The sequence below is a fragment of the Streptomyces sp. NPDC012935 genome (assembly GCF_042900345.1).
In the GTDB taxonomy this organism is placed as follows: Bacteria; Actinomycetota; Actinomycetes; order Streptomycetales; family Streptomycetaceae; genus Streptomyces.
Window position 1 is genome coordinate 78,847 of the sequence record NZ_JBIBBC010000013.1, and the last position, 20,840, is coordinate 99,686.

At 70.5% G+C, this 20,840-nt stretch carries 19 protein-coding genes; 5 read left to right on the forward strand and 14 right to left on the reverse strand.

The features are described from left to right. Positions 1-87 precede the first annotated feature (87 nt). The gene (locus ACFY5C_RS27965; protein WP_389448794.1) at positions 88-669 is read right to left on the reverse strand and encodes a hypothetical protein; all 582 of its coding nucleotides are present in this window, start codon (positions 667-669) and stop codon (positions 88-90) included. A 721-nt stretch (positions 670-1,390) separates the two neighbouring features. Here ACFY5C_RS27965 and ACFY5C_RS27970 point away from each other — a divergent pair. After that, on the forward strand, positions 1,391-1,852 hold the full coding sequence (locus ACFY5C_RS27970) for a GNAT family N-acetyltransferase (RefSeq protein ID WP_389448797.1): 462 nt from the start codon (positions 1,391-1,393) through the stop codon (positions 1,850-1,852). 27 nt (positions 1,853-1,879) lie between these two features. Here the strand turns inward: ACFY5C_RS27970 and ACFY5C_RS27975 are convergent, their stop codons facing one another. Beyond that, positions 1,880-2,017, reverse strand: coding sequence for a hypothetical protein (locus tag ACFY5C_RS27975; protein WP_389448799.1), 138 nt, complete (start codon positions 2,015-2,017; stop codon positions 1,880-1,882). 149 nt (positions 2,018-2,166) lie between these two features. Between ACFY5C_RS27975 and ACFY5C_RS27980 the strand changes: the two genes are divergently transcribed. After that, positions 2,167-2,781 carry a class I SAM-dependent methyltransferase gene (locus ACFY5C_RS27980; protein ID WP_389449201.1) on the forward strand — a complete coding sequence of 205 codons (615 nt, stop codon included), beginning with the start codon at positions 2,167-2,169 and terminating at the stop codon, positions 2,779-2,781. Here the strand turns inward: ACFY5C_RS27980 and ACFY5C_RS27985 are convergent. Both ACFY5C_RS27985 and ACFY5C_RS27990 read right to left on the reverse strand, forming a co-directional pair. Further along, positions 2,778-3,305 (reverse strand): DUF402 domain-containing protein, encoded by a 528-nt coding sequence (locus ACFY5C_RS27985; protein ID WP_389448802.1) that lies wholly within the window; start codon positions 3,303-3,305, stop codon positions 2,778-2,780. The genes ACFY5C_RS27980 and ACFY5C_RS27985 overlap by 4 nt on opposite strands. Then, the gene (locus tag ACFY5C_RS27990; protein WP_389448804.1) at positions 3,286-4,215 is read right to left on the reverse strand and encodes a GNAT family N-acetyltransferase; all 930 of its coding nucleotides are present in this window, start codon (positions 4,213-4,215) and stop codon (positions 3,286-3,288) included. Before ACFY5C_RS27990 ends, ACFY5C_RS27985 begins: the two co-directional genes overlap by 20 nt. 72 nt (positions 4,216-4,287) lie before the next feature. Between ACFY5C_RS27990 and ACFY5C_RS27995 the strand changes: the two genes are divergently transcribed. Then, positions 4,288-4,656, forward strand: coding sequence for a GntR family transcriptional regulator (locus tag ACFY5C_RS27995; protein WP_389448807.1), 369 nt, complete (start codon positions 4,288-4,290; stop codon positions 4,654-4,656). Between the two features lie 149 nt (positions 4,657-4,805). On the opposite strand, the gene ACFY5C_RS28000 is transcribed toward ACFY5C_RS27995, so the two are convergent. Both ACFY5C_RS28000 and ACFY5C_RS28005 read right to left on the reverse strand, forming a co-directional pair. Then, positions 4,806-5,576 carry a DUF72 domain-containing protein gene (locus tag ACFY5C_RS28000; RefSeq protein ID WP_389448810.1) on the reverse strand — a complete coding sequence of 257 codons (771 nt, stop codon included), beginning with the start codon at positions 5,574-5,576 and terminating at the stop codon, positions 4,806-4,808. Positions 5,577-5,599: 23 nt separating this feature from the next. After that, positions 5,600-6,694 (reverse strand): DUF5925 domain-containing protein, encoded by a 1,095-nt coding sequence (locus ACFY5C_RS28005; RefSeq protein WP_389448812.1) that lies wholly within the window; start codon positions 6,692-6,694, stop codon positions 5,600-5,602. A gap of 181 nt (positions 6,695-6,875) precedes the next feature. Here ACFY5C_RS28005 and ACFY5C_RS28010 point away from each other — a divergent pair, with 181 nt between their 5' ends. Continuing rightward, positions 6,876-8,288, forward strand: coding sequence for a xylan 1,4-beta-xylosidase (locus ACFY5C_RS28010; protein WP_389448815.1), 1,413 nt, complete (start codon positions 6,876-6,878; stop codon positions 8,286-8,288). A 21-nt stretch (positions 8,289-8,309) separates the two neighbouring features. Here the strand turns inward: ACFY5C_RS28010 and ACFY5C_RS28015 are convergent, their stop codons facing one another. The 7 genes from ACFY5C_RS28015 to ACFY5C_RS28045 form a co-directional block, all read right to left on the reverse strand. Then, the gene (locus ACFY5C_RS28015) at positions 8,310-12,146 is read right to left on the reverse strand and encodes a lipopolysaccharide biosynthesis protein (protein ID WP_389448818.1); all 3,837 of its coding nucleotides are present in this window, start codon (positions 12,144-12,146) and stop codon (positions 8,310-8,312) included. Beyond that, on the reverse strand, positions 12,139-12,939 hold the full coding sequence (locus ACFY5C_RS28020) for a polysaccharide deacetylase family protein (RefSeq protein WP_389448821.1): 801 nt from the start codon (positions 12,937-12,939) through the stop codon (positions 12,139-12,141). The genes ACFY5C_RS28015 and ACFY5C_RS28020 overlap by 8 nt, the downstream gene beginning before the upstream one ends. After that, positions 12,936-13,958, reverse strand: coding sequence for a glycosyltransferase family 2 protein (locus tag ACFY5C_RS28025; protein ID WP_389448824.1), 1,023 nt, complete (start codon positions 13,956-13,958; stop codon positions 12,936-12,938). The genes ACFY5C_RS28020 and ACFY5C_RS28025 overlap by 4 nt, the downstream gene beginning before the upstream one ends. Then, positions 13,955-14,818: a glycosyltransferase family 2 protein gene (locus ACFY5C_RS28030; RefSeq protein ID WP_389448827.1), complete on the reverse strand. Its 864-nt coding sequence runs from the start codon at positions 14,816-14,818 to the stop codon at positions 13,955-13,957. The genes ACFY5C_RS28025 and ACFY5C_RS28030 overlap by 4 nt, the downstream gene beginning before the upstream one ends. A gap of 389 nt (positions 14,819-15,207) precedes the next feature. After that, entirely contained in the window at positions 15,208-16,305 is a 1,098-nt protein-coding gene (locus ACFY5C_RS28035) for a GNAT family N-acetyltransferase (RefSeq protein WP_389449204.1), read from the reverse strand. Position 16,306: 1 nt separating this feature from the next. Next, on the reverse strand, positions 16,307-16,732 hold the full coding sequence (locus ACFY5C_RS28040; protein ID WP_389448830.1) for a hypothetical protein: 426 nt from the start codon (positions 16,730-16,732) through the stop codon (positions 16,307-16,309). A 133-nt stretch (positions 16,733-16,865) separates the two neighbouring features. Then, entirely contained in the window at positions 16,866-18,074 is a 1,209-nt protein-coding gene (locus ACFY5C_RS28045; RefSeq protein WP_389448833.1) for a S8 family peptidase, read from the reverse strand. A gap of 267 nt (positions 18,075-18,341) precedes the next feature. Between ACFY5C_RS28045 and ACFY5C_RS28050 the strand changes: the two genes are divergently transcribed. After that, positions 18,342-19,151 carry an SGNH/GDSL hydrolase family protein gene (locus ACFY5C_RS28050; RefSeq protein ID WP_389448836.1) on the forward strand — a complete coding sequence of 270 codons (810 nt, stop codon included), beginning with the start codon at positions 18,342-18,344 and terminating at the stop codon, positions 19,149-19,151. 2 nt (positions 19,152-19,153) lie between these two features. Here ACFY5C_RS28050 and ACFY5C_RS28055 read toward each other — a convergent pair whose 3' ends face one another. After that, positions 19,154-20,779: a serine/threonine-protein kinase gene (locus ACFY5C_RS28055; protein ID WP_389448839.1), complete on the reverse strand. Its 1,626-nt coding sequence runs from the start codon at positions 20,777-20,779 to the stop codon at positions 19,154-19,156. Between the last annotated feature and the right edge of the window lie 61 nt (positions 20,780-20,840).

Here is a 20,840-nt window from a genome sequence, read left to right on the forward strand (position 1 = left end):
CGCTCGTTCCCGTTGTTGACCGTGGCTGACTCCTGCATCTGGCAACGGTTGTGGTACGAGAACTCTCGGTCCCGAACCAGGGGGCATTCAGTCCAGGAAGTAGGACCAGAAGGAGATCGCGGCGTACTGATGGTCTTCGGGCGTCGGCACAGGGCGACCGAACTCGTGGTGGAAGTAGTCGACCAGATCAGTGCCGTAGTAAATGATGTCCGTCTGGTACATCGACAGCACAGGCGTACCGGTGCGGTCCGGATCGGCCAGAAGGTACCGGTGCGAGTAGATCGGCACCATCGCAGGGACCTTGCCCAAGTACGTGCGAGCAACTTCCAAGGCATCCTGAGTGCCTGCCGGCCGTGGCTCCCAGTCCGGATGCCAGAAACCGTTGTGCTCCACGTCGAACAGCACTCCGTCCACCGGCCACGACAACCGCTCCGCCAAGTCCTCCGGGTCGCCGTCCCGCCAATCGGGCCAACTACGGCTACCCGTGGGTAGCCCTGCGTTCAGCAGCGTTCGGTGCTCCGGCGCGAAACGGAACCCCCAGCGCTCCTCGACGTGATCAAGTTCCCGCTCGCTCATGCCTCGCTTCACCTCTATGCGAGCAGAGAGCATGGCAAGCAACGCCTGAGCGTCTTCTGACGTCAGCGGGTTCTCGGGGCTGATCGGAGTCATGCGTGGAACGGTAGGCCACCTTGGGGACTACGAGCAGGGGGATTCCGACGAGACCTCAGCTTGGGAAGCTAGTTCGTCCACGGGCGGATGCCGGGGTGACCTGGCGTGGGGGACTACGGGGGTTGATTGGTCGGCTTGGCTGGTTCCCGTGGTTCCCCGAAAGATCTGGTACGACCGTCTGCTCAATGGTCCTGACTCGCCGGTCCACCGGTCGCCGGTCTAGCCGACCGCGGGCCTGCTTTCGCTACTCGTAGGAGTCCTGCCGGAGGAGGCACGCCCCTTGACCTCGTCGCATGTCCACCTGACACCCTCACGCGAGGAGAAACCGCACGTGGACGTGTGGCGTTCGGTACGGCGGCATGGCGATACGAAGACTTGGAAGAGTAGGCGCTCGCTGGCCATGCCGAGGCAAACCGTTGTGGTTATGAAGGCGCACAAGCGTCGCGAGCAGGCCGCGTGCCGCGCGGCCGGCAAGGATTGGACCGATGAGCGACTGCTCTAGCGGCGTACCGTATCGGGCTCTCGCCCAATCATGTGACGGCCGTCAGCGCGCTGGTCACTTTCGCGGCGGTCATGGCTCCCCCTTTGGCTCCCCGAGCCTAGAAGAGTCCCCAAAGGTCATCCTCTGAACTGCGGGAATGCCGTTCCGAGCGGCCTTTGGCCTCTTACGGTCGCCTTACGGAAGTGCTCAGGCGGAGATCAGGTAGGTACGGTTCCTGGCATGAGCGATGAGCAGATCCGGCCCGCCGTCGCCGCCGACGTGCCGGCCGTCAAAGCCGTCACCGATGCCGCCTACCACCACTACATCGAGCGGATCGGCAGAGTCCCGCAGCCCATGGAGAGGGACCATGCGGCGAACGTGACCGAGGGAAAGGTGTTCGTCACGGAGGAACCCGGCACGGGGCGCGTGGTCGGGCTCGTCGTGGTCGAGGCGTACGCGGATCACCTGTACCTCGACAACATCGCCGTCGACCCCGACGCCCAAGGGCAGGGCGTGGGGCGACGGCTGCTGCACTTCGTGGACGCACACGCGCGTGCGCTGGGTCTGCCCGAGGTCAGGCTCTACACGAACGCGCTGATGTGGGAGAACCAGAAGATCTACCCGAAGTACGGCTACGAGGTCATCGAGCGTCGCGTGGACGGGCCGTACGACCGCATCCACTACCGCAAGCGGCTCGACTGACGTGTCTGACGGGGCCGGCGGGGCGTTTCAGCCGTCCGGCCACCAGGTGCGTGCGATGTCCTTGCGGACCTCGGGTCGTCCCGAGGGGCGCTCGTCGGCCTCCTCACGGATCCGGCGGGCGTCCGTGGTCCTCTTCAGGGGCTTCTGCACGGTCATGCGGCGCATGGCTGCCTCCTTCAGGGGCTACCGGGTTCCGCGTTCTTACGGTGGTAGACCCTTGCGGGGAGAGTTCCTCATCGCCGCTGGTCCTGTCAGTGGCCGCTGTCACGATTTGACTGTCAGTGGCGGGTGTCACTCTTGGCCGCATGACCGACATGACGAACGGTGAACAGGCCGTCACAGGGCAGGCCGTGGACTGGGACGCGGCCGCCGCCTCCTTCGACGACGAGCCGGACCACGGCCTGCGCGACCCCGAGGTGCGCCGGGCCTGGGCTTACCGGCTGCGCTCCTGGCTGCCCGAGCGCGCGTCCGACGTCCTCGACCTCGGCTGCGGCACCGGCAGCCTGTCGCTCCTCGCCGCCGAACAGGGACACCGGGTCACGGGAGTGGACCGGTCCCCGGCGATGGTGGACCTCGCCCGCGCCAAGCTGGCCGGGCGTGACGCGGTGTTCCTCCTCGGTGACGCGGCGGCGCCGCCGGTGGGGGAGGAGCGGTTCGACGTCGTGCTCGTACGGCACGTCCTGTGGGCGCTGCCCGACCCGGGCCGGGTCCTGCGGCACTGGCGCGGGCTGCTGCGCCCGGGAGGACGGTTCGTGCTGGTCGAGGGCGTGTGGGGGAGGGTCGACGCCGTCGGCGTACCGGCGGACCGGCTCACCGGGCTGCTCGCCCCGCTCGTCGGGCACGTGCACGTGGAGCGCCTGTCCGGCGACGAACTGCTCTGGGGGAAGACCGTGGACGACGAGCGGTACGCCGTGGTGGCGACGGCCTAGGGCCACTCTCGCGACAGGCCCTGTGCCAGCAGGGACTCCAGACCGCCCTCGACGGTGGCGAACGCCTCCAGCTCGTCCAGGGCCGCCGCGGCCGCCGCGGCCGCCTCGGGGTCCGTCTCCGCCAGACCGCTCTCGGCGAACTCGTCCTCGTCCAGGCGGAGTACGTCCGTGCCGTCCGCGGAGCGCCACAGGTCCAGGTCGAGGTCCTCGACGACCAGCTCGCTGCCGGACAGCGCGGCCGGGCGGGTGACATCGCAGTACCAGCCCTTGAGGGCACCCGAGGCGTCCCGGACCTCCTTCACGGCGTACCAGCGGTCGCGCCAGTAGTACTCCGTGAAGACGTCGCCCGGCTCGAAGCGGACGAAGCCGAAGTCGCGGACCCCGTCTCCGGACCAGGGTGCCCGGACGGCGATCCGGTTGCCGTCGTCGGCGACCAGCTCGGCCGCGTAACGGATCTTCGTACGGCCGCCCTTGACGAGGACCACGTCCAGCGGGCGTCCCGGCTCAGCCGAGTTCACGGACATGGCGCACCTCCGTCGCGCAGACCTCGTAGCCGAACCACTTGTTGATCGCGAGCATCGGGCCGTTGCCGGCGTCGTTGCCCGTGAACGCCTCCGTGTACCCGGCGGCGCGGGCGCGATGCAGCGAGTCGTTCTTGGCCAGCTTGGCCAGGCCGCGGCCGCGGAAGGCACGGGCGCTGCCGGTCATGGCGGTGCCGTAGCGGGTGGCGCCGTCCGTGCGGGCGGCGCTGAAGGCGGCGGGGCGGCCGTCGACGAGCACCACCGAGGTCAGCTCGTGGTTGTTCAGCGGGTGCCGCCAGGTCTCGTCCAGCCAGGCCTCGTAGTCCGTGAACTCGGCGTCGACGTCACCGGGTTCGTCCAAGGTCGTCTCCGCGTCCAGTTCGAACAGCGGGCGGGGATCCTCCGCGAAGTCGGCGGCCGTGCGCAGTTCGACACCCGGCGGAAGCGCCTGCAGCGGCGGCAGCGTGCCGTTCGCCAGGTCGAGGCGCAGGAAGTGCGCGGAGCGGCTCGCGCGGTAGCCGTGCCGTTCGGCGAAGGCGCGGTTGTCGGGCTCGTCGAGCACCCAGGCGTACAGGGTCGTCGCGCCCACGGCGGCCAGGTGTTCCTCGGCGGCGCGGAGCAGGAGCGCGCCGGCACCGCGACGCGTGCGCTCAGGGTGCACGTACACGTTGACGAAGCCCTGCCCGGGCTCCGGGCTGTCGTGGGCGATGCCGACCTGGGCCGTACCGATGATCTCGCCCTGCTCCACGGCGAGGAGAGGCCGGGCATGTGCGTCGGGGTGGGCACGGGTGGCGCCGTGGACGACGGACTCCGGGGTGATCACGAGATACGGGAGTGCGCGGTGCCAGACACCGACGAACCCCTCGACATCGGCTCGCACTTCAGGACGCAGATCGCGGACGGAGACGGTCATGTGGCCGCACGCTACGCGGGCGATGTGCCGGGGTGCCTCTCATTTTCCGGCGGGTACGGGACAATCGGCCTTGTGACATTGAAGATCCACATCGACGACAGTGCCGCGCCGTACGAGCAGGTGCGGGCGCAGATCTCGGAGCAGGCGCGCTCGGGGGTGCTGCCGGTGGGGTACCGGCTGCCAACCGTGCGGGGGCTGGCGGCGTCGCTGGGCCTGGCCGCCAACACGGTCGCCAAGGCCTACCGCGCGCTGGAGAGCGACGGGGTGATCGAGACGCGCGGGCGTAACGGCACCTTCGTGGCCGCGGCGGGCTCCGCGGCGGAACGGGAGCTCGCGTCGGCCGCCCAGACGTACGTCGAGCGTGCTCGTCGGCTGGGGCTGACGGAGGCGGATGCGCTGGCCGCGGTGCGGGATGCCCTGCGGGCGGCCTACCGGGGCTGAGCGTTCCGCCGGGCCGAGTCGGACGGGTGGTCGGCAGCGGCGCCGTCGTGGCTGGTCGCGCCCACGCGGCGGAGCCGCAGATCGAACGCAGCCCCGCGTCCCTTCCGGCGCGCCTGCGAACCGACGTCAACTACGCCGAACCGCTCGGGTCAGCGCCGTGCCGTGAACTCCGGCGTTCGCGTCACCGTCCGGCCCGCTCGCGTCGCCGCCCGCCCGAAGGCCACCGCATCCGCCACCGCCGCCCCGCCGGGGTCGTTGTTGAAGTACGCGTACATGTCCTCTGCGTCGGACCAGGTGGTGGCGATGCGGTCGACCCAGGTCTCCAGGGAGCGCCGGCCGTAGCGGGGCCAGGGGTGGGCGCGGCCCTCGTGGAAGCGGACGTAGCCCCAGTCGGCGGTGCGCCACAGGGGCGTCACCGGGCGGGCCTGCACATCGGCCCAGCACAGGGCGGCACCCCGGGACTCCAGCACCTTGCGGGTGCCGGCCACCCACCAGGACTCGTGGCGGGGTTCGACCGCGACCCGCGTCCCGGACGGGAAGCAGGCCAGGCAGGCGTCGAGGAGGCCGGGGTCGGCGCGCAGGGTCGGCGGGAGCTGGAGGAGGACCGGTCCCAGGCGGTCACCCAGGCCCGCCGCATGGGACATCAGACGGTGCACCGGCTCCTCGGGATCCTTGAGGCGCTTGATGTGGGTGAGGTAGCGGCTCGCCTTCACCCCGACCACGAAGTCCCCCGGCACCCGGTCACGCCAGGCCTCGAAGTTCTCCCGCGTGGGCAGCCGGTAGAAGGCGTTGTTGATCTCCACCGTGGCGAAGTGCCGCGTGTACTCCTCCAGCCACAGCCGCATGGGCACATCGGCGGGGTAGAGAGCACCCCGCCAGTCCCGGTACTGCCACCCCGACGTCCCGAGAAACAGGGTCATACGACCATGAAAGCACCGGAGAGCTAGAGGTACAGCCCCGCGTCCGCCCCGTCCCGCGGGTCCGGCAGCGACGTCGGGGACGTGCCCCGCTTCAGCGCGTACAGCTCCGCCAGCGTGGCGCCCTCACGGCCGATGCCTTCCTCGGCGCCCAGCCAGGTGGTCGCCTCCGGGCGCGTCAGCGGACCCACCTCGATGCGGGCCAGACAGCGGCCGGGGCGCACGACGGCGGGGTGGAGGCGCTCCAGGTCCTCGTTGGTGGTGACGCCGACCAGGACGTTGCGGCCCTGACCGAGCAGGCCGTCCGTCAGGTTCAGCAGCCGCGACAGCGCCTGGCCCGCCGTGTGCTTCGCCTCCCCGCGGATCAGCTCGTCGCAGTCCTCCAGGAGCAGCAGCCGCCAGCGGCCCTTGCCCGTCGAGTCGTCCTCGCCGATCGCGATGTCCATCAGATAACCGACGTCACTGAAGAGCCGCTCCGGGTCCAGAACACAGTCCACCTGGCACCAGTCGCGCCAGGAACGGGCCAGCGTCCGCAGCGCCGACGTCTTGCCCGTGCCCGGCGGGCCGTGCAGCAGGAGCAGCCGGCCCGCGATGTCCTCCGGGGTCGTCTTCATCAGGCGGTCCATCGCGTCCGCCACCGGCGCGGTGTAGTTGGCCCGCACCTCGTCCCAGGTGCCCGCGGAGATCTGCCGGGTCGTGCGGTGCGGGCCACGCCTGGGGGAGACGTACCAAAAGCCCATGGTGACGTTCTCCGGCTGCGGTTCGGGCTCGTCCGCCGCGCCGTCCGTCGCCTCGCCCAGGACGCGCTCCGCCAGTTCCTCGCTGGTCGCCGTCACCGTGACGTCGGCGCCCCGGTTCCAGCGGGAGATCAGCACGGTCCAGCCGTCACCCTCCGCCAGCGTCGCGCTGCGGTCGTCGTCGCGGGCGGTGCGCAGCACCCGGGCACCCGGCGGCAGCAGCGTCACCCCGGACCGGACGCGGTCGATGTTCGCCGCGTGCGAGTACGGCTGCTCGCCCGTCGCGAAGCGGCCGAGGAACAGCGCGTCGACGACGTCGGACGGCGAGTCGCTGTCGTCGACGTTGAGCCGGATCGGCAGAGCGTCGTGTGGGTTCGCAGACATGCGGCCATGATCCGTCACGCGGACGGCCCGTGCACCCGGTTTCCGTGCCACACCCCGCCAACGGACGATGCCCGCCGCCCGCGCCGATGCTCCCGGTGCAGCCCCACCACCACCCTGTTACAGGACCGTGCACTGCCGAAACCTGCCCGCGCGGATGCCACCACCGTTACCGTTGTCCTTGATGGGACGTCATGGGTGGAATTCGGGGGCAGGGCGGTGGCGGCTCACCGCGCTGCTCGGGGTGGGCGCGGCGGCTCTGGCGCTGGTGGTGACCCTCCTCAACACGCTGCCGGGCAACGGTGTGAACACGGACGGCACCTCACGCGACGGCGACAAGGTGCACGGCAACCCGACCGCCACGCCGGACGCCAGGAATCCGGAGGTGGGCTGGGGGTTCACGCACACCCAGTACAGCGCCGACGAGGGCGACTTTGCCGCAGTCAAACGGGTCAGGGGACGGCTGGCAGACGCCGGCGGGCTGCCGCAGATCCAGCACATCATGGGCTGGGGCTCCGACAACCCCGAGCCGGTCGAAGGGCGTTACGACTTCGAGGCGATGGACCGCCGTATCGACTTCATCCGCGCCTCCGGCAGCACCCCCGTCGTCACCCTGTGCTGCGCCCCCGACTGGATGAAGGGCGGCAAGGCCGGCGTCGACAACACGAACTGGAGCCAGGCCGCCCTGGAGACACCGCCCGAGCCCGAGCACTTCGAGGACTTCGCCGCGCTCGCGGTGACCGTCGCCAAGCGCTATCCGGACGTACGGCACTTCATCGTGTGGAACGAGTTCAAGGGCTTCTGGAACGACGCCGAGGCCCGCTGGGACTACGAGGGCTACACCCGGCTCTACAACCTGGTCCACAAGGCGCTGAAGAAGGTCAACCCCGACATCATGGTCGGCGGGCCCTACCTCGTGATGGACAGCGTCGACCCGCGCGCGCAGGAGGCCTCGACCGAGCTGAAGGGCTCCTGGGGCGCCATGGACCAGCGCACGATCGACGCCTTCGAATACTGGAACCGCCACAAGGCAGGCGCTGACTTCGTCGTCGTGGACGGCTCCAGCTACACCCGGGACGACGAGCTGCTGCCCGACGAGTTCACGGCCACCGACAAGTTCACGGCCGTCAGCCAGTGGGTGCGGCGGCAGACCGGTGACCTGCCGCTGTGGTGGGCCGAGTACTACGTCGAGCCCGCCGACGGCAACGACGACCGCAAGGGCTGGTCCGAGGCCCGCCGGGTCGCCGTACAGGCCACCGGGATGATCGCGCTGGCCAGGGGCGGCGCCTCCTCCGCCTTCTACTGGAACCCGGAGGAGGAGAAGGGCACCGAATGCGCCGGCTGCCTGTGGACGCCGACCGACACCGCGGGCGGCGGTGCGAAGCTGCCCATGTACGACCTGGTCGCCCGCTTCGGCAAGGAGTTCCGGCCGGGCACCGCGTACAAGAAGGTGTCCGTGGACAAGCCCGACGTGCGGGTCCTCGCCACGGACAGGACGGTCCTCGTCGTGAACACCCTCGACCGGCAGACCAGCGCGAAGGTCGACGGCGAGAAGGTGGAGCTGCAGGCGTACGAGGTCAAGTGGCTCAAGCGCTGAGCCACTTGACCGTCACCGCCCTCACTTGATCGTCAGGAACCGCTGCACCAACGAAGCCAGCAGCACCGCGAGCAGCGGCAGCGAGAACCAGAAACTGCTCTGCAGCCACCGCAGTTGCCGCACGCTGGGCGCCATCGCCACCCGGACGAGCTCGCGGGCCATCAGCAGCACGATCAGCGCGAGCGCCGCGAGCCCCCCGACCACCGACCACGGCGTCCAGGTCACCTGAGGCCCGATCGGCCCGGGATCGGCTTTCGGGACCGCGCCGGCCGGCTGCTTGCGCAGCGCGTACATCGTCACGTCGGTGTTGGCGAAGACCTTCTTCAGCTCCTGCCGCTTGTCCAGGTTCTGGATCAGCCGCGGCTCCCAGCTCGCCGAATAGCCCACGTCCATCCGCAGATAGGTGACCTGACCCCGGTTGATCATGAGATACGAGTTCGGACCCGCGTCCTTGAGCGCCTTGACCAGCCCCGACACCAGCACAGGGTCGGTCGGCGCCAGCGTGGGCAGATACTCCACCTTCTCCATGTCCTGCGAGCCCCACGGCATCGACGGCGTCACGACGTTGACCGGATCGTTGCTCAGCCACAGCAGCCGCACCGTCGGATCGTCATGGGCGTACACGTACTCCATGGCGGCGACCTCGCCGGGCCGGATCCGCTCGAACGGCTCGTTGCCCCAGCGGGCCACCAGGAAGCCGCCCATGAGCACCAGGCCCGCCATGAGCGCGGCCAGCGGCGCGAGGCTCACCCGGTCCTTGTCGCGCTCCTTCGCGGTGATGCCGGTGCGCGGGAACAGGGCGAGTCCGGCCAGCAGGGCGGCGCCGGGCAGGGCGAACATGAAGACGCGCAGCGCCATCTCACCGCCGTACGACTGCATGCCGAAGCCCAGGAACGGCACGAAGGTCAGGACGAGCAGCGAGCGCTCCCGGTAGTTGTGGAAGCGCCGCCGCCACCAGCCCCAGCAGGCGAAGGCCATCACACCGCCGGCCAGCAGCACGCGCGTGTAGAGGACGAGCTTGTGCGTCGAACTTCCGCCCTCGATGCGGCCGGAGACGGAGGACGACACATTGCTGCCCACGCCGCCGACCCCGCCGAAGAGCTCGTCGAAGTGCCCGGACCAGTACGGCTCGGCCAGGAAGCCGATCCAGACCGTCACCATGACGCCGAACAGGATCGGCAGACCGCGCAGTTCGGACTTGCCGATCAGGACGAGTGCCGTCAGCACGCCCAGCATCACGAACGGGGTGAGCTGGTGGGCCGGCACGCTCGCCGCGAACAGGCCGATCACGACCGCCAGCAGCACGGCCCGCTGCCGCCGGTCCGTCGGCTCGACCTCGACCTCGCCGGGCCGCCGCTTGGTCCAGATCACGCGTGGCGCGCGGAACCAGACCAGCAGGACCGCCGCGAAGACCAGATACAGCAGATACGTGAAGCCCTGCGGCGAGAAGTAGTCCTGGCCCACCCAGCCGCTGAGCACGAAGATCCAGACACCGGTCCACTTGGCACGCCAGCTCGCCCGCATCGAGCGCACGAGCAGGAACATCGGGACCAGGTACAGCAGTTGCATGGCCAGCGGCCACCAGCGGATGACCTCGCTGAGATCGCTGACCCCGCAGGCCTTCGCGGCGAACGCGGCCACCGCGAAGAAGCCCGGCCAGCTCCAGCGCGCGTCCAGGTCGGGCACGGCCGACCCGGTGCGGTCGATGTAGTCGAGGAAGCCGAGGTGCTGCCAGGCCGTCGCGAACCGCGGCTCGGTCTCGATCAGGGCGGGCAGGGCATGCAGCGACACGACCGTCGCGAGCAGCGTGACCAGCAGCAGCGCCCGATGCTCGCGGCCCAGCCACAGCAGTGAGGCGAACACCACCGTCAGCAGCGCGGCCCCGACCAGGGTGGGCAGCGGCAGTACGGAGACCAGGCCGAGCCCGCCCATCCCGTCCAGGTCGCTCTCGCCGAGTCGCAGCGCGGGCACCCAGTACAGCAGCAGCGCGGCGATCAGCAGACAGCCGAGCACCACTCCGAGGCGGGTGGGCAGCAGCCGCTCACGCCAGGTGAGCGCGGGCACCGCGGGCGCCGCGGGCTGTCGTACGGCCTCTTCGTGCATGGGCGGCTCTTCCCGTACGGCAGCCTCCTCGCGCTCCTTGGGTACGGCCTCGTCGAACGGCGCGTCCACCTCGGCCGGCCCCAGCGACGCCTCCGAACCGGGCTCCCTCCCCCACTCTCGAATGCGCTCGAGCGGGGGGACCCCCCTCTCGACCGGCAACCCCACTGCCGGCGTGCGCGCCCAGGCCGGGCGGTGCTCCGGGCGTACCGGCGGGGTGCCGGTGGGCGGCGTACCGGGACCGGGGCGGACATCGGGCCGGCGTTCCAGGTGGTCGAAGTCGACGTGGACGCCGAGGGCGAGCGTGTCGGTGTCGAGCGCCCAGCCCGGCCCCCGCTTGCGCGCCCCCTCGGCCACCTCGCGCGCCCCCAGGTCGGCGAGATCACCGTCGGGGGCCGCCCCCGCGGGCACCTCGGCCGAGGTCGCCCGCACCGTCTTGAACAGCTTGGGCGCGGCGATCGCGACGATCACCGCGAGGGACACGATCTCGGCGACGCCGGCGCCGGTCAGGCCCATGCGGGGGAGCAGCAGCAGCGTCAGGCCGAGCACGAGAGCGCACAGCAGGCCCTGCAGCCAGGCCAGTCCGGCGGTGCGGCTCTGCGCGCGCAGTACCGCGAAGTACGTCTCCATCACGACCCGCAGCAGCGCACCGGCCGAGAACCAGCGCAGCAGCGGCGTGGCCGCGTCCGCGTAGCCCTGGCCGAAGACGCCCAGGATCCAGGGCGCCCCGAAGAACAGGATCGCGGCGACCGGCACCATGATCCGCGCCATGCGCTTCAGCGCGGCCCGGGTGTTGGCGGCCAGCCGCCCCGGGTCGTGCGAGCCCTCTACCGTGAGGGACGCGCCCATGTTGATGGCGAGCAGATTGACCGTGCCGCCGATGGTGGCCGTGATGTAGAAGTACGCGTTGTCCTCGGCGGAGACCTGTGCGGCCACGATCACGGGGATCAGATAGACCACGGCGAGGGAGAACAGGGAGCCGGTGTAGTCACCGGCCAGGAACTTCCCGACCTCCTTCAGGGACGGGGGACTGATGCGGTCCTCGGTCGCCTTCACATGGCGCGGCACCAGGCGCCGGAACACCAGCCAGCCCAGCGGCAGTACGGACACCGCGATCGCCGCGACCCACGACACGAAGACACCGGCGGTGGGGATCGCCACCGCGAAGGCCACCAGCAGGCCCAGCTTCACCGCGGAGAACACGGTGTTGCCGACCGGCACCCACACCGCGCTGCGCAGCCCGGTCAGCACGCCGTCCTGCAGCGTGAGCAGATTCCAGGCGATGACGGCCACGACGAAGAACAGCCCGTTGACCGGCCCGCTCAGGAACCGGTACGACGGCCCCCACAGGTCCAGCGTCAGCAGGAAGACCCCCGCGGCCAGGGCCACGACCACGCAACTGCCCGCGTACGTCCGGAAGATCAGGCGACCGCTCGTACGTCCCGCGACCGGAATGAAACGGGCCAGCGCGCCCGTCAGCGTCACCGCGGTCAGCCCCGCGAGGAACTTCATCGCGGCGATCGCGGCGGACCCCTGGCCGACCGCGGACTCGGAGTAGTAGCGGGCGGCGGCCAGCCAGAAGCCGAGCCCCAGCACCGCGGAGACACCGGTGTTGATCATCAGGGCGTAGGCGTTGCGGAACAGCTGGCTGCCCCCGGAGGACCCGCCCATGCCGGGCAGGCGAAGGCGGCGCCCCGACTGCTCGGGCGCCGGCGCGTCGGTCGATGCGGGCTCGGTCGTGGTCGTCGTGTCAGACACGGGAACGGATGGCCTTCCGGCGGACCTGTCGGGCTCTGCGGACGACGGCGTACCCCTTGGTGAGGGCACGGTCCCTGGCGAAGGTGCGGGCGATCGCACGGCCCTCGACCATCCGCCCGAACTCCTCGATTCCGGTGGTGCGGCGCACGGTCAGCCGGGTGAGCGCGTACGGCCCCTGCCGGCGCCGCGCGAGGCCGTTGTTGACGGCGAGCGCCTGGGCGTACCCCGTCTCGCGCACCGCCTCGCGCACCCGGCGGCTGGAGTACCCGTACGGGTAGGCGAACGAGGCCGGGACGGTGCCCAGCCGGTCCGAGATGATCTCCTTGCACAGGATCAGCTCGGAGCGCAGCCCTTCGTCCGGGAGCTGGTCGAGCTGGGGGTGCGTGTGGCTGTGGCCGCCGATCTCGACGTCAGCCTCGGCGAGTTCGCCGACCTGGTCCCAGTCGAGCATGGTGTCCAGGCCGCCGCCCATGTCGTGCGGGCCCTTCAGCCAGCCCGTGGAGACGAACACCGTGGCCGCGAAGCCGTGCTTGGCGAGCACGGGCAGGGCGTGCCGGTGCACGCCCTCGTAGCCGTCGTCGAAGGTGATCAGCACCGGCCGCTCGGGCAAGGGCTTGCCCGAGCGCCAGCGTGCGGCGAGATCGGCGGTCCTGACGGGCGTGAGGCCCAGATCGCCGATCAGCGCCATCTGCTCCGCGAACGCCTCCGGCGCCACCGACAGATCGCGGGTGGCGTCGTTCGGCGAGGTGGAGACGGCGTGGTACATCAGGATCGGCACGCGCGTGTCGGTCATCTGCTGCCCCCCTCGACGCCGGCTGCCCCCTCGCTGCCGGCTCCCGCTGCGGTCCCCGCCACCGAGTACGTAACGCCGCCCCGGCGGACCCGGACACTCCCCACCACGTACCCACCGGCGGCCGTGAGCACCCCGGCGACGATCGCACCGGCCCGCCCCGCACCCCCCGGCCGGGCGAGCAGGGCGTCCCGCAGCCCGCGCGCGACCCCGGCCGGCAGGACCCGGGTGGTGTACCGGCGCTCCGACTCAAGTCCCTTGTCCGCGCCGACACTTCGGGCCACCAGAGCCTTCGACAGGCCCTCGGCGTAGGTGCGCGTGCGGAAGTAGCGGAAGTGCTCGCGCGCCGAGGGCACCCGGTGGTGGATCACCGCGCGGTCGTCGATCAACAGGACCGCCTCGGGCCGGGCTCGGGTGAGCCGGATGCACAGCTCCGTCTCCTCGCAGCCCAGCGGCAGCCGGTCGCCGTCGCGTCCGATGCCGCTGGCGAAACCGCCCGCGAAGTCGAACGCCGTACGCCGGAAGGAGGCGTTGCCGCCGAGGACGTTGCGCACCTTCACGCGCCCGCGTGGCAGGCCGCGGTAGGTGCAGCCGACCACCCAGTCGAACTCCTCGGGGAACCAGTCCGGCCGCCTCCCCGACGCCCAGATCGGCTCGGTGCGCCCGCCGACGGCCATCACGTGCGGGTCGGCGTACCCGGCCGCGAAGTGCTTCAGCCAGTCCCGCTCGGCCACCGCGTCGTCGTCGAGGAACGCGATGACCTCGCCGTACGAGGCGGCGATGCCGGTGTTGCGGCCCGCGGACAGGCCACGGGGGCCCGCGTTGGCGAACACCCGCACATCGGTCGCTTCCTTGTACTCCTTGGTCAGCCGGTCCAGGAGCGCCTCGTTGTGGTCGACGACCAGCAGCGTCTCCAGCGCCGGATACGACTGCGCCCGCACCGAGGAGACCGCCGCGAGGATGTCCTCCCAGCGGTCCTCGGTGTACACGCAGATCACGACGGAGATGTCGGGACCGCTCAAGACGCCTCTCCCCGGACCGAGTGAACCCGGTGAGCCGGCTGAACCGACGGCACCGAGCCGAGCGTCGGGGAGTGCGCCGCGGCGGTGCGGCGGCGCAGCGCACGCCGGTTGGAGCGCTCCTTGAGGATCACCTTGAGCACCCGCAGCCCGTCGCGCACGGCCCGCAGATTGCTCGTGCCGTGGATGCGGAGGTACTCGTGGCTCGGTATCTCCTGCACCTTCAGGCCCGCCTTGACGACCCGGATGTTCATCAGGGTCTCCACCTCGAAGCCGGTGCAGTCGAGGTCGATCTTGTCGAGGCAGTGCCGCCAGAACGCGTTGTATCCGTAGCAGAGGTCGGTGTAGCGGGCGCCGAACTTGCGGTTGACGGCCGTGCACAGCGCCCAGTTGCCGAGCTTGCGGATCGGCGTCATGTCGTCCGTGCCGCCGCCGTTGGCGAAGCGGGACCCCTTGGCGAAGTCCGCGCCCGAGACCAGGGCGGAGACATAGCTGACGATCTCCTGGCCGTCGGCCGAACCGTCCGCGTCGACCATCACGATGATGTCGCCGGTGGCCGCCTCGAACCCGGTGATCAGGGCATCCCCCTTGCCCTTGCCGCGCTGCCGCACGACCTTGACGTCAGGCCACAGCTCGCGGGCCACTTCGACGGTGTTGTCGGTGGAGTTGCCGTCGACCAGGACCACTTCGTGTATCCAGTCCGGCAGTGTCTTGAAGACGTACGGAAGGTTCTCCGCCTCGTTCATGGCCGGGATCACCACGCTGACCGGTGGCGCGATGGCCAGGTGCGTGGAGACCGGCCGGTACTTGCCGGCTGTGGACGGACCTTGGTCCGCGACCGCCGGGCGCAGAAAAGAACTCACGAGTCTGGTCCCTCTCGTCCGGTGGACCGCCCGCCCCTGGGCGGCCCGGCATTGTGTCCGGTTCGAAAGGGGGGTTCTCACGTACGGCACGGACGCATTGATCTCCGTGCACGCATGGTGAGCTGGCATATCTGGCCGACCACCGATAATCGGCAGCCGGTCGCGCGGCACGACTCGGTCGCAAGTGCGGACACCTTCACCGAGCACCCCCCTACCGCGCCCCGCGCCGGGACTGTCGCGGTCTTGAGCCCTCCCCTAGGCCGCTTGGTGACAGTCCGATGCGAGTGAGATGTACGACGGTATTGATGATTGAGACTGTATGGCAAGAGCTGGAACGAGCTCTCACGTTTTTGTTGGTTTGACCGTAACCGGCCGAGTTGCCTCGACCGTCACCGGCGTCCCGAGCGGATCTTCCCCATGCTCTTCAGCAGCCGGTCGGCCGGTTCGAAGAGCTCCGGCCGGGTCTGCACGGTGTTGCGCAGCGCCCGGACCGGAGCACGGCGTGCCCGGTGTCCGAACGCGACCGGGTGACGCCGGGTCACCCACCCCTCGGACACCAGCAGCTCGCGTGTCTTCAGGGAGTCCTTGTATTCCTTCTGGCCCCGGCCGAGGTCGAGATACGCGATGCCGTCGGCAGCGGCCGCCTCGGCCATCCGCAGATGCAGGACCAGCCCCGGCGAGTACTTCGAGAACGCCGGGTCGTACGCCGGGAACCAGCAGGCCAGCACCCGCTCGGTGCGCAGCCCGAAGTGTGCCGCGATCGGCTCGCCACCCGCGTACAGCACCGAGAGGATCCCCGCGAACGGCTCGGAACGGGTGTGGAACAGCTGATCCACCAGCCCAGTGATCCACTCGTGCGCGAACCGGTCGCTGCGTCCGGTCCTGCGGTACTGCGCGGACTTCCAGGCCATCAGCGTGCGCAGGGCCGCCGGATCGCGCTCGTCGTGCACGTAGCGCACGCCCTCGTGATCCCGGCCCAGCTTGCGCTCCTTGGCGAGCGTCGACTTGGTGAACTTCGGTGACCGCTCGCGCAGTTGGCCCAGATAGGCCTCGTACCCCTGGTCGATGTCCATGACCGGGGACGGGAACGTGCCGGACGCCGCCTCCTCGAACGCCGCCTGGCCCTCCACCAGGTGGTCGAACTCCCATACGGCGAGCCCGCACGCCTTCAGCAGCTCCCGGGCGTCCCACGTGAACCCGGGCCGGTGCACCACCCCCTGCGCGTCCGAGACGCCGAGCCCGATGGCCCGGCCGACTCCGGCCGCCGTCCGCTGGAACGGGAAGAACGCCGCCGGCTCGCCGCCCTGCCGGACGACCGCGATGCGCACCCCGCGCCGGCAGCGGCCGACCGCGAGGGCGAACTCGGGCGAGAGGAAGGGGTTGGCCAGCTCGGGCGACCCCTGAAGGTGGGCCTTGGACTGCATCGATGTCCACGCCGCCCGGTCGGCGGCGCTGAGCTCGCCGGGGCGGTACACGCTGATGTCCACGTCAGTCATTCCGCCTTCGCGTCGTACGGCCGCGCAATCGCCGCACCAGAACCAGCACGAGAATGAGGGCGCTGATCGCGGTCACGGCCACGATCCCGCCGCGGACCGACCATCGGTGCACGGCCAGCATGCCCTGGGCCACCAGCATGTTGACGACGACCGAGCCCGCAACCGCGGCCACGGTCCTGCCGAAGGGTTCCAGTCCGCGCAGCGCCGCGGCGATCGCCACGGCCGGTGCCGCGAGCAGGAAGAACAGCGTGAACGGGCCGCGCAGCGGTGACTGCGAGCCGACGAGCGCGAGAACCGCGCCGAATCCCCCCACGGCCGTCGCGGCGCCCGCGAGCAGCGGTGTCAGGTCCCTCCCCGGACCTGACCGCTCCCGCTCGGCGTCCTGAGACGCACCTGTCTTGCTACGTAAGGTCTGCATTGGCGACTTTGCCCCCCGAAGCGCCGGATGCCGGGCTTCAATGTCGCTCAGCTCCGTGGGGGCCGTCAAGACGTTCCCCGGAGACGGCGGTCGTCTCCGGGGAACTGGTCGTTCTGGTCGTACGGGTGTGCTGTTACGGGACGAGCTTCAGCAGCCGGTTGGGCGAGCCGGTGCCCGGGCCGGTGACCACGTTGGCGGTGGCGCCGCCCGTCAGTGCCGAGGCGACCGTGGCCGGGGTGGCCGAGGTGTGGTTCGCCAGGTAGACCGCCGCCGCGCCCGCGACGTGCGGGGTCGCCATGGACGTACCGGAGATGGTGTTCGTCGCGGTGTCGCTGGTGTACCAGCCGGCCGTGATGGAGGAGCCGGGGGCGAAGATGTCCAGCACCGAGCCGTAGTTGGAGTAGCTCGCCCGGGCGTCCGAGCTGGTGGTGGCGCCGACGGTGATCGCCTCGGTCACGCGGGCCGGGGAGTACGAGGAGGCGTTGGCGTTGCTGTTGCCGGCCGCGACCGCGTAGGTCACGCCGCTGGCGATGGAGTTGCGCACGGCCGTGTCCAGCGAGGCGGAGGCGCCGCCACCGAGGGACAGGTTGGCGACCGAGGGGCCGGAGTGGTTGTTGGTCACCCAGTCGATGCCCGCGATGACGCCCGCGGTGGTGCCGGAGCCCGCGTTGTCGAGCACGCGCACCGCCACGATCTTCGCCTTCTTGGCGACGCCGTAGGTCGAGCCCGCGATGGTGGTCGCCACATGGGTGCCGTGGCCGTTGCCGTCGGAGGCGGTGGTGTCGCCGTCGACCGCGTCGTAGCCGTAGCTTGCCCGACCGCTGATCTGCTGGTGGGTGATGCGTACACCGGTGTCGATGACGTACGCCGTCACGCCGCTGCCCGCGCTGTCCGGGTAGGTGTAGGTGCCGGAGAGCGGAAGCGAGGTCTGGTCCGTGCGGTCCAGGCCCCAGGGGGCGCTGGTCTGCGTGGTGTCGGCCAGCTGGACGCGCTGGTTCTGCTCGACCGAGGCCACGGCCGGGTCGGCGGCGAGTTGTCTGGCCTCGGTCGCGGAGAGGGTGGCGCTGTAGCCGTTGAGCGCCTTGGTGAACGTCTTGTTCACCGCGCCGCCGTACTCCTTGACCAGGCCCTTGCCGGCGGTCGAGGACGCCTTGAGGCCGGCACTCTTCCTGAGCGTGACGATGTAGCTGTCCTTGATCGCCGTGGCGGAGCCGGCGGCCAGGACCTCGCCCTCGGCCGGAGCGGCGTGGGCGGGAAGGGACGTGAGTCCACCGACGAGGGCGGCGGTCGCCAGGCCGGCTATCGCGGCGAACCGGAGTGTGTTGCTACGCAGTTGTGCCATTGCGAGGGAGTCCTCCTCGAGGCGGTGCGCAGGTGGTGCGCGCACATGTGGGGGGTGCGTGCGCGGTCGCACGCACGGCCCTGGAACGGCGCGTTCCTGTTCCGGGGCCGAGGTAAAGGCTCTGTGGTCCCCGCATGACTGACAAGGGGGTTGACGATCTGTCAACAATCCTGTCATGCACACGAAATATCTTGGCATGGACACTTCCCGTCAACACGCGTAGTTGGTACGACGGTTATGGCAGAGATCCTGCTATAGGGAGGTTCCATGAGACGTTCCCGACTTTCCGCATACGTCGCCTCACTCCTCCTCGCCGTCGGCACAGCCCTCACCGGGGCCGCGACAGCGCAGGCCGCCGACAGTGCCGCAGCAGGCGGCTTTGTGGCCCTCGGCGACTCCTACTCCTCGGGCCTCGGCGCGGGCAGCTACATCGGCTCCAGCGGCGACTGCAAGCGCAGCACAAAGGCCTACCCGTACCTCTGGGCCGCCGCGAACTCACCCTCGTCATTCGACTTCACGGCATGCTCGGGCGCTCAAACGGGTGATGTCACGGCCAGTCAGCTCGGCCCGCTCAGCTCCGCCACCACGCTCGTGTCCATCTCCATCGGCGGCAACGACGCCGGCTTCGCGGACATCATGACGACCTGTGTGCTCCAGGGCGACAGCGCCTGCGTCGCACGCATCAACACCGCGAAGGCCTTCGTCGACTCGACGCTGCCCGGCAGGCTCGACAACGTCTACACGGCCATCCGGACCAAGGCCCCGTCCGCCCATGTGGTCGTGCTCGGCTACCCCCGCTTCTACAAGCTGGGCGCGTCGGGGTGCATCGGCCTGTCCGAGACCAAGCGCAGGGCGCTCAACGACGCCGCCGACTACATCAACGCCGCCACCGAGAAGCGTGCCCTGGACCACGGCTTCACCTTCGGCGACGTACGGCCCACCTTCACCGGGCACGAACTGTGCTCCGGCAGTTCATGGATGCACTCCGTGAACTGGCTCAACATCCCGGAGTCGTACCACCCGACGGCCGCGGGCCAGTCGGGTGGTTATCTGCCGGTTCTGAACGCCGCGGCCTGAACCTAGGAGCCGGGCGATCCGGTAGGCGTAGGCGAGACCCCGTCGGTCGGGGTCTCCGTCTCACAGGTCACCGAGAACGGCACCGAGTTGGACTTCGTCTCCACCGGGTCGCGCACCTCGACACTGATCTCGTTCTCGAACGTCCCGCTGTCGTCGTACGTCGTCACGAAGGCCCTGTCCTGCTTGTTCCGCCCCCCGCCCTCCGGGAAGGACAGGGTCTTCCAGCCCTGGTCCATGACCTCGCCGTCCTGCGACACCCAGCGATAGCTGACCTGCGCCGGCAGCCGCCCCACCGTGAACGTCGCCGTGAAGGCGGGCGCCTGCCCGTCCGGCGGCGGACAGGACCCGGAGTACTCGGTGTTGGCGCCCGCCAGCGTCACCTTCACGGACTGCGGGGCGGGAGTCGTACGGCTGCTGCTCGGACTGGGCGTCGGGCTCTGACCCCCGTCGGTCGCCTCCTCGTCGTCCGTCTCGGTCGGCGAAGTCGCCTCGCCCGTACGGGTGGTGGTCTCCTGGCCGCCCGCGTTCCCGCCGTTGCCGTCCCCGCGGTTGAGGAGGGCGTACGTCAGCCCTGCCACCGCAAGTGCGAGGGCGGCGATGCCCGCGATCAGCGCTACGGCGGCGCGGCGGTTGCGCTCGGGCCGGACCGGAGCGGTGTTCTGGCCGGACGCGGCAGCTGCCGTGGGCCGCGTGGGTCCGGGCGGCGGCACAGGGGCCGTGGGGGCCGTCCGCGGCGGCGTCCGGTGGGCCGCGACGGTCGGCGTGTACGGAGTCGCCTGTACGGCGTCCGCGCGCGGTGTCCCTCCCGCACCGATGATGCGCAGGTCCTGCTCGGCCCGGTCGGCGGGCAGCCGCTCGGCCGGGTCCTTGCGCAGGAGGCCCTCGATGACGGGGGCGAGCGGTCCGGCCCGGCGGGGCGGGGGCAGCTCCTCGTCGACGATCGCGCGCAGGGTGCTGAGGGGGGTGGTCTGGCGGAACGGGGAGTTGCCTTCCACGGCCGCGTACAGGAGCACGCCGAGGGACCACAGGTCGGACTGCGGGCCGGGCGTGCGGCCCAGCGCCCGCTCCGGGGCGAGGAACTCGGGGGAGCCGATGACCTCGCCGGTCATCGTCAGCGCGGAGCTGCCCTCGACCATGGCGATGCCGAAGTCGGTCAGGACGACTCGGCCGTCGTTCGACAGCAGCACGTTCGCCGGCTTCACGTCCCGGTGCAGCACCCCCGCCTCGTGCGCGGCCCGCAGCGCGGACAGCACCTCGGCGCCGATGTGCGCGACGCGCTGGGGGTCCAGCGGCCCCTCGGCGTCCAGCAGCTCGGCCAGCGAGATGCCGCGGACCAGCTCCATCACGATCCAGGGCCGGCCGTCCTGCGTGGCCACGTCGTACACCGTGACGACATTGCGGTTGGCGACCCGCGCCGCCGCCCACGCCTCGCGCTCCAGCCGGGCGTACATCCGCTCGACCTCCGGGCCCGGCAGCCCGTGCGGCGCGCGCACCTCCTTGACCGCGACCTCGCGGTGCAGCAGCTCGTCGCGGGCCCGCCACACGGTGCCCATGCCGCCCTCGCCGAGCGGGGACAGAAGGCGGTAGCGGCCCGCGATCAGACGTTCACTGCCCGGTTCTTCGGACACGGGCGTCCCCCATTCGCATCCGAGCGAAATCTGCACTCCGCGTGATTTCTCCACAAAAGTA

Excerpts from the sequence above, each read along its gene's own strand:
- ACFY5C_RS27965 (WP_389448794.1), bottom strand. The coding sequence starts at position 669 with ATGACTCCGATCAGCCCCGAGAACCCGCTGACGTCAGAAGACGCTCAG.
- ACFY5C_RS27970 (WP_389448797.1), top strand. The coding sequence starts at position 1,391 with ATGAGCGATGAGCAGATCCGGCCCGCCGTCGCCGCCGACGTGCCGGCC.
- ACFY5C_RS27975 (WP_389448799.1), bottom strand. The coding sequence starts at position 2,017 with ATGCGCCGCATGACCGTGCAGAAGCCCCTGAAGAGGACCACGGACGCC.
- ACFY5C_RS27980 (WP_389449201.1), top strand. The coding sequence starts at position 2,167 with ATGACGAACGGTGAACAGGCCGTCACAGGGCAGGCCGTGGACTGGGAC.
- ACFY5C_RS27985 (WP_389448802.1), bottom strand. The coding sequence starts at position 3,305 with ATGTCCGTGAACTCGGCTGAGCCGGGACGCCCGCTGGACGTGGTCCTC.
- ACFY5C_RS27990 (WP_389448804.1), bottom strand. The coding sequence starts at position 4,215 with ATGACCGTCTCCGTCCGCGATCTGCGTCCTGAAGTGCGAGCCGATGTC.
- ACFY5C_RS28000 (WP_389448810.1), bottom strand. The coding sequence starts at position 5,576 with ATGACCCTGTTTCTCGGGACGTCGGGGTGGCAGTACCGGGACTGGCGG.
- ACFY5C_RS28005 (WP_389448812.1), bottom strand. The coding sequence starts at position 6,694 with ATGTCTGCGAACCCACACGACGCTCTGCCGATCCGGCTCAACGTCGAC.
- ACFY5C_RS28010 (WP_389448815.1), top strand. The coding sequence starts at position 6,876 with ATGGGACGTCATGGGTGGAATTCGGGGGCAGGGCGGTGGCGGCTCACC.
- ACFY5C_RS28020 (WP_389448821.1), bottom strand. The coding sequence starts at position 12,939 with ATGACCGACACGCGCGTGCCGATCCTGATGTACCACGCCGTCTCCACC.
- ACFY5C_RS28040 (WP_389448830.1), bottom strand. The coding sequence starts at position 16,732 with ATGCAGACCTTACGTAGCAAGACAGGTGCGTCTCAGGACGCCGAGCGG.
- ACFY5C_RS28045 (WP_389448833.1), bottom strand. The coding sequence starts at position 18,074 with ATGGCACAACTGCGTAGCAACACACTCCGGTTCGCCGCGATAGCCGGC.
- ACFY5C_RS28050 (WP_389448836.1), top strand. The coding sequence starts at position 18,342 with ATGAGACGTTCCCGACTTTCCGCATACGTCGCCTCACTCCTCCTCGCC.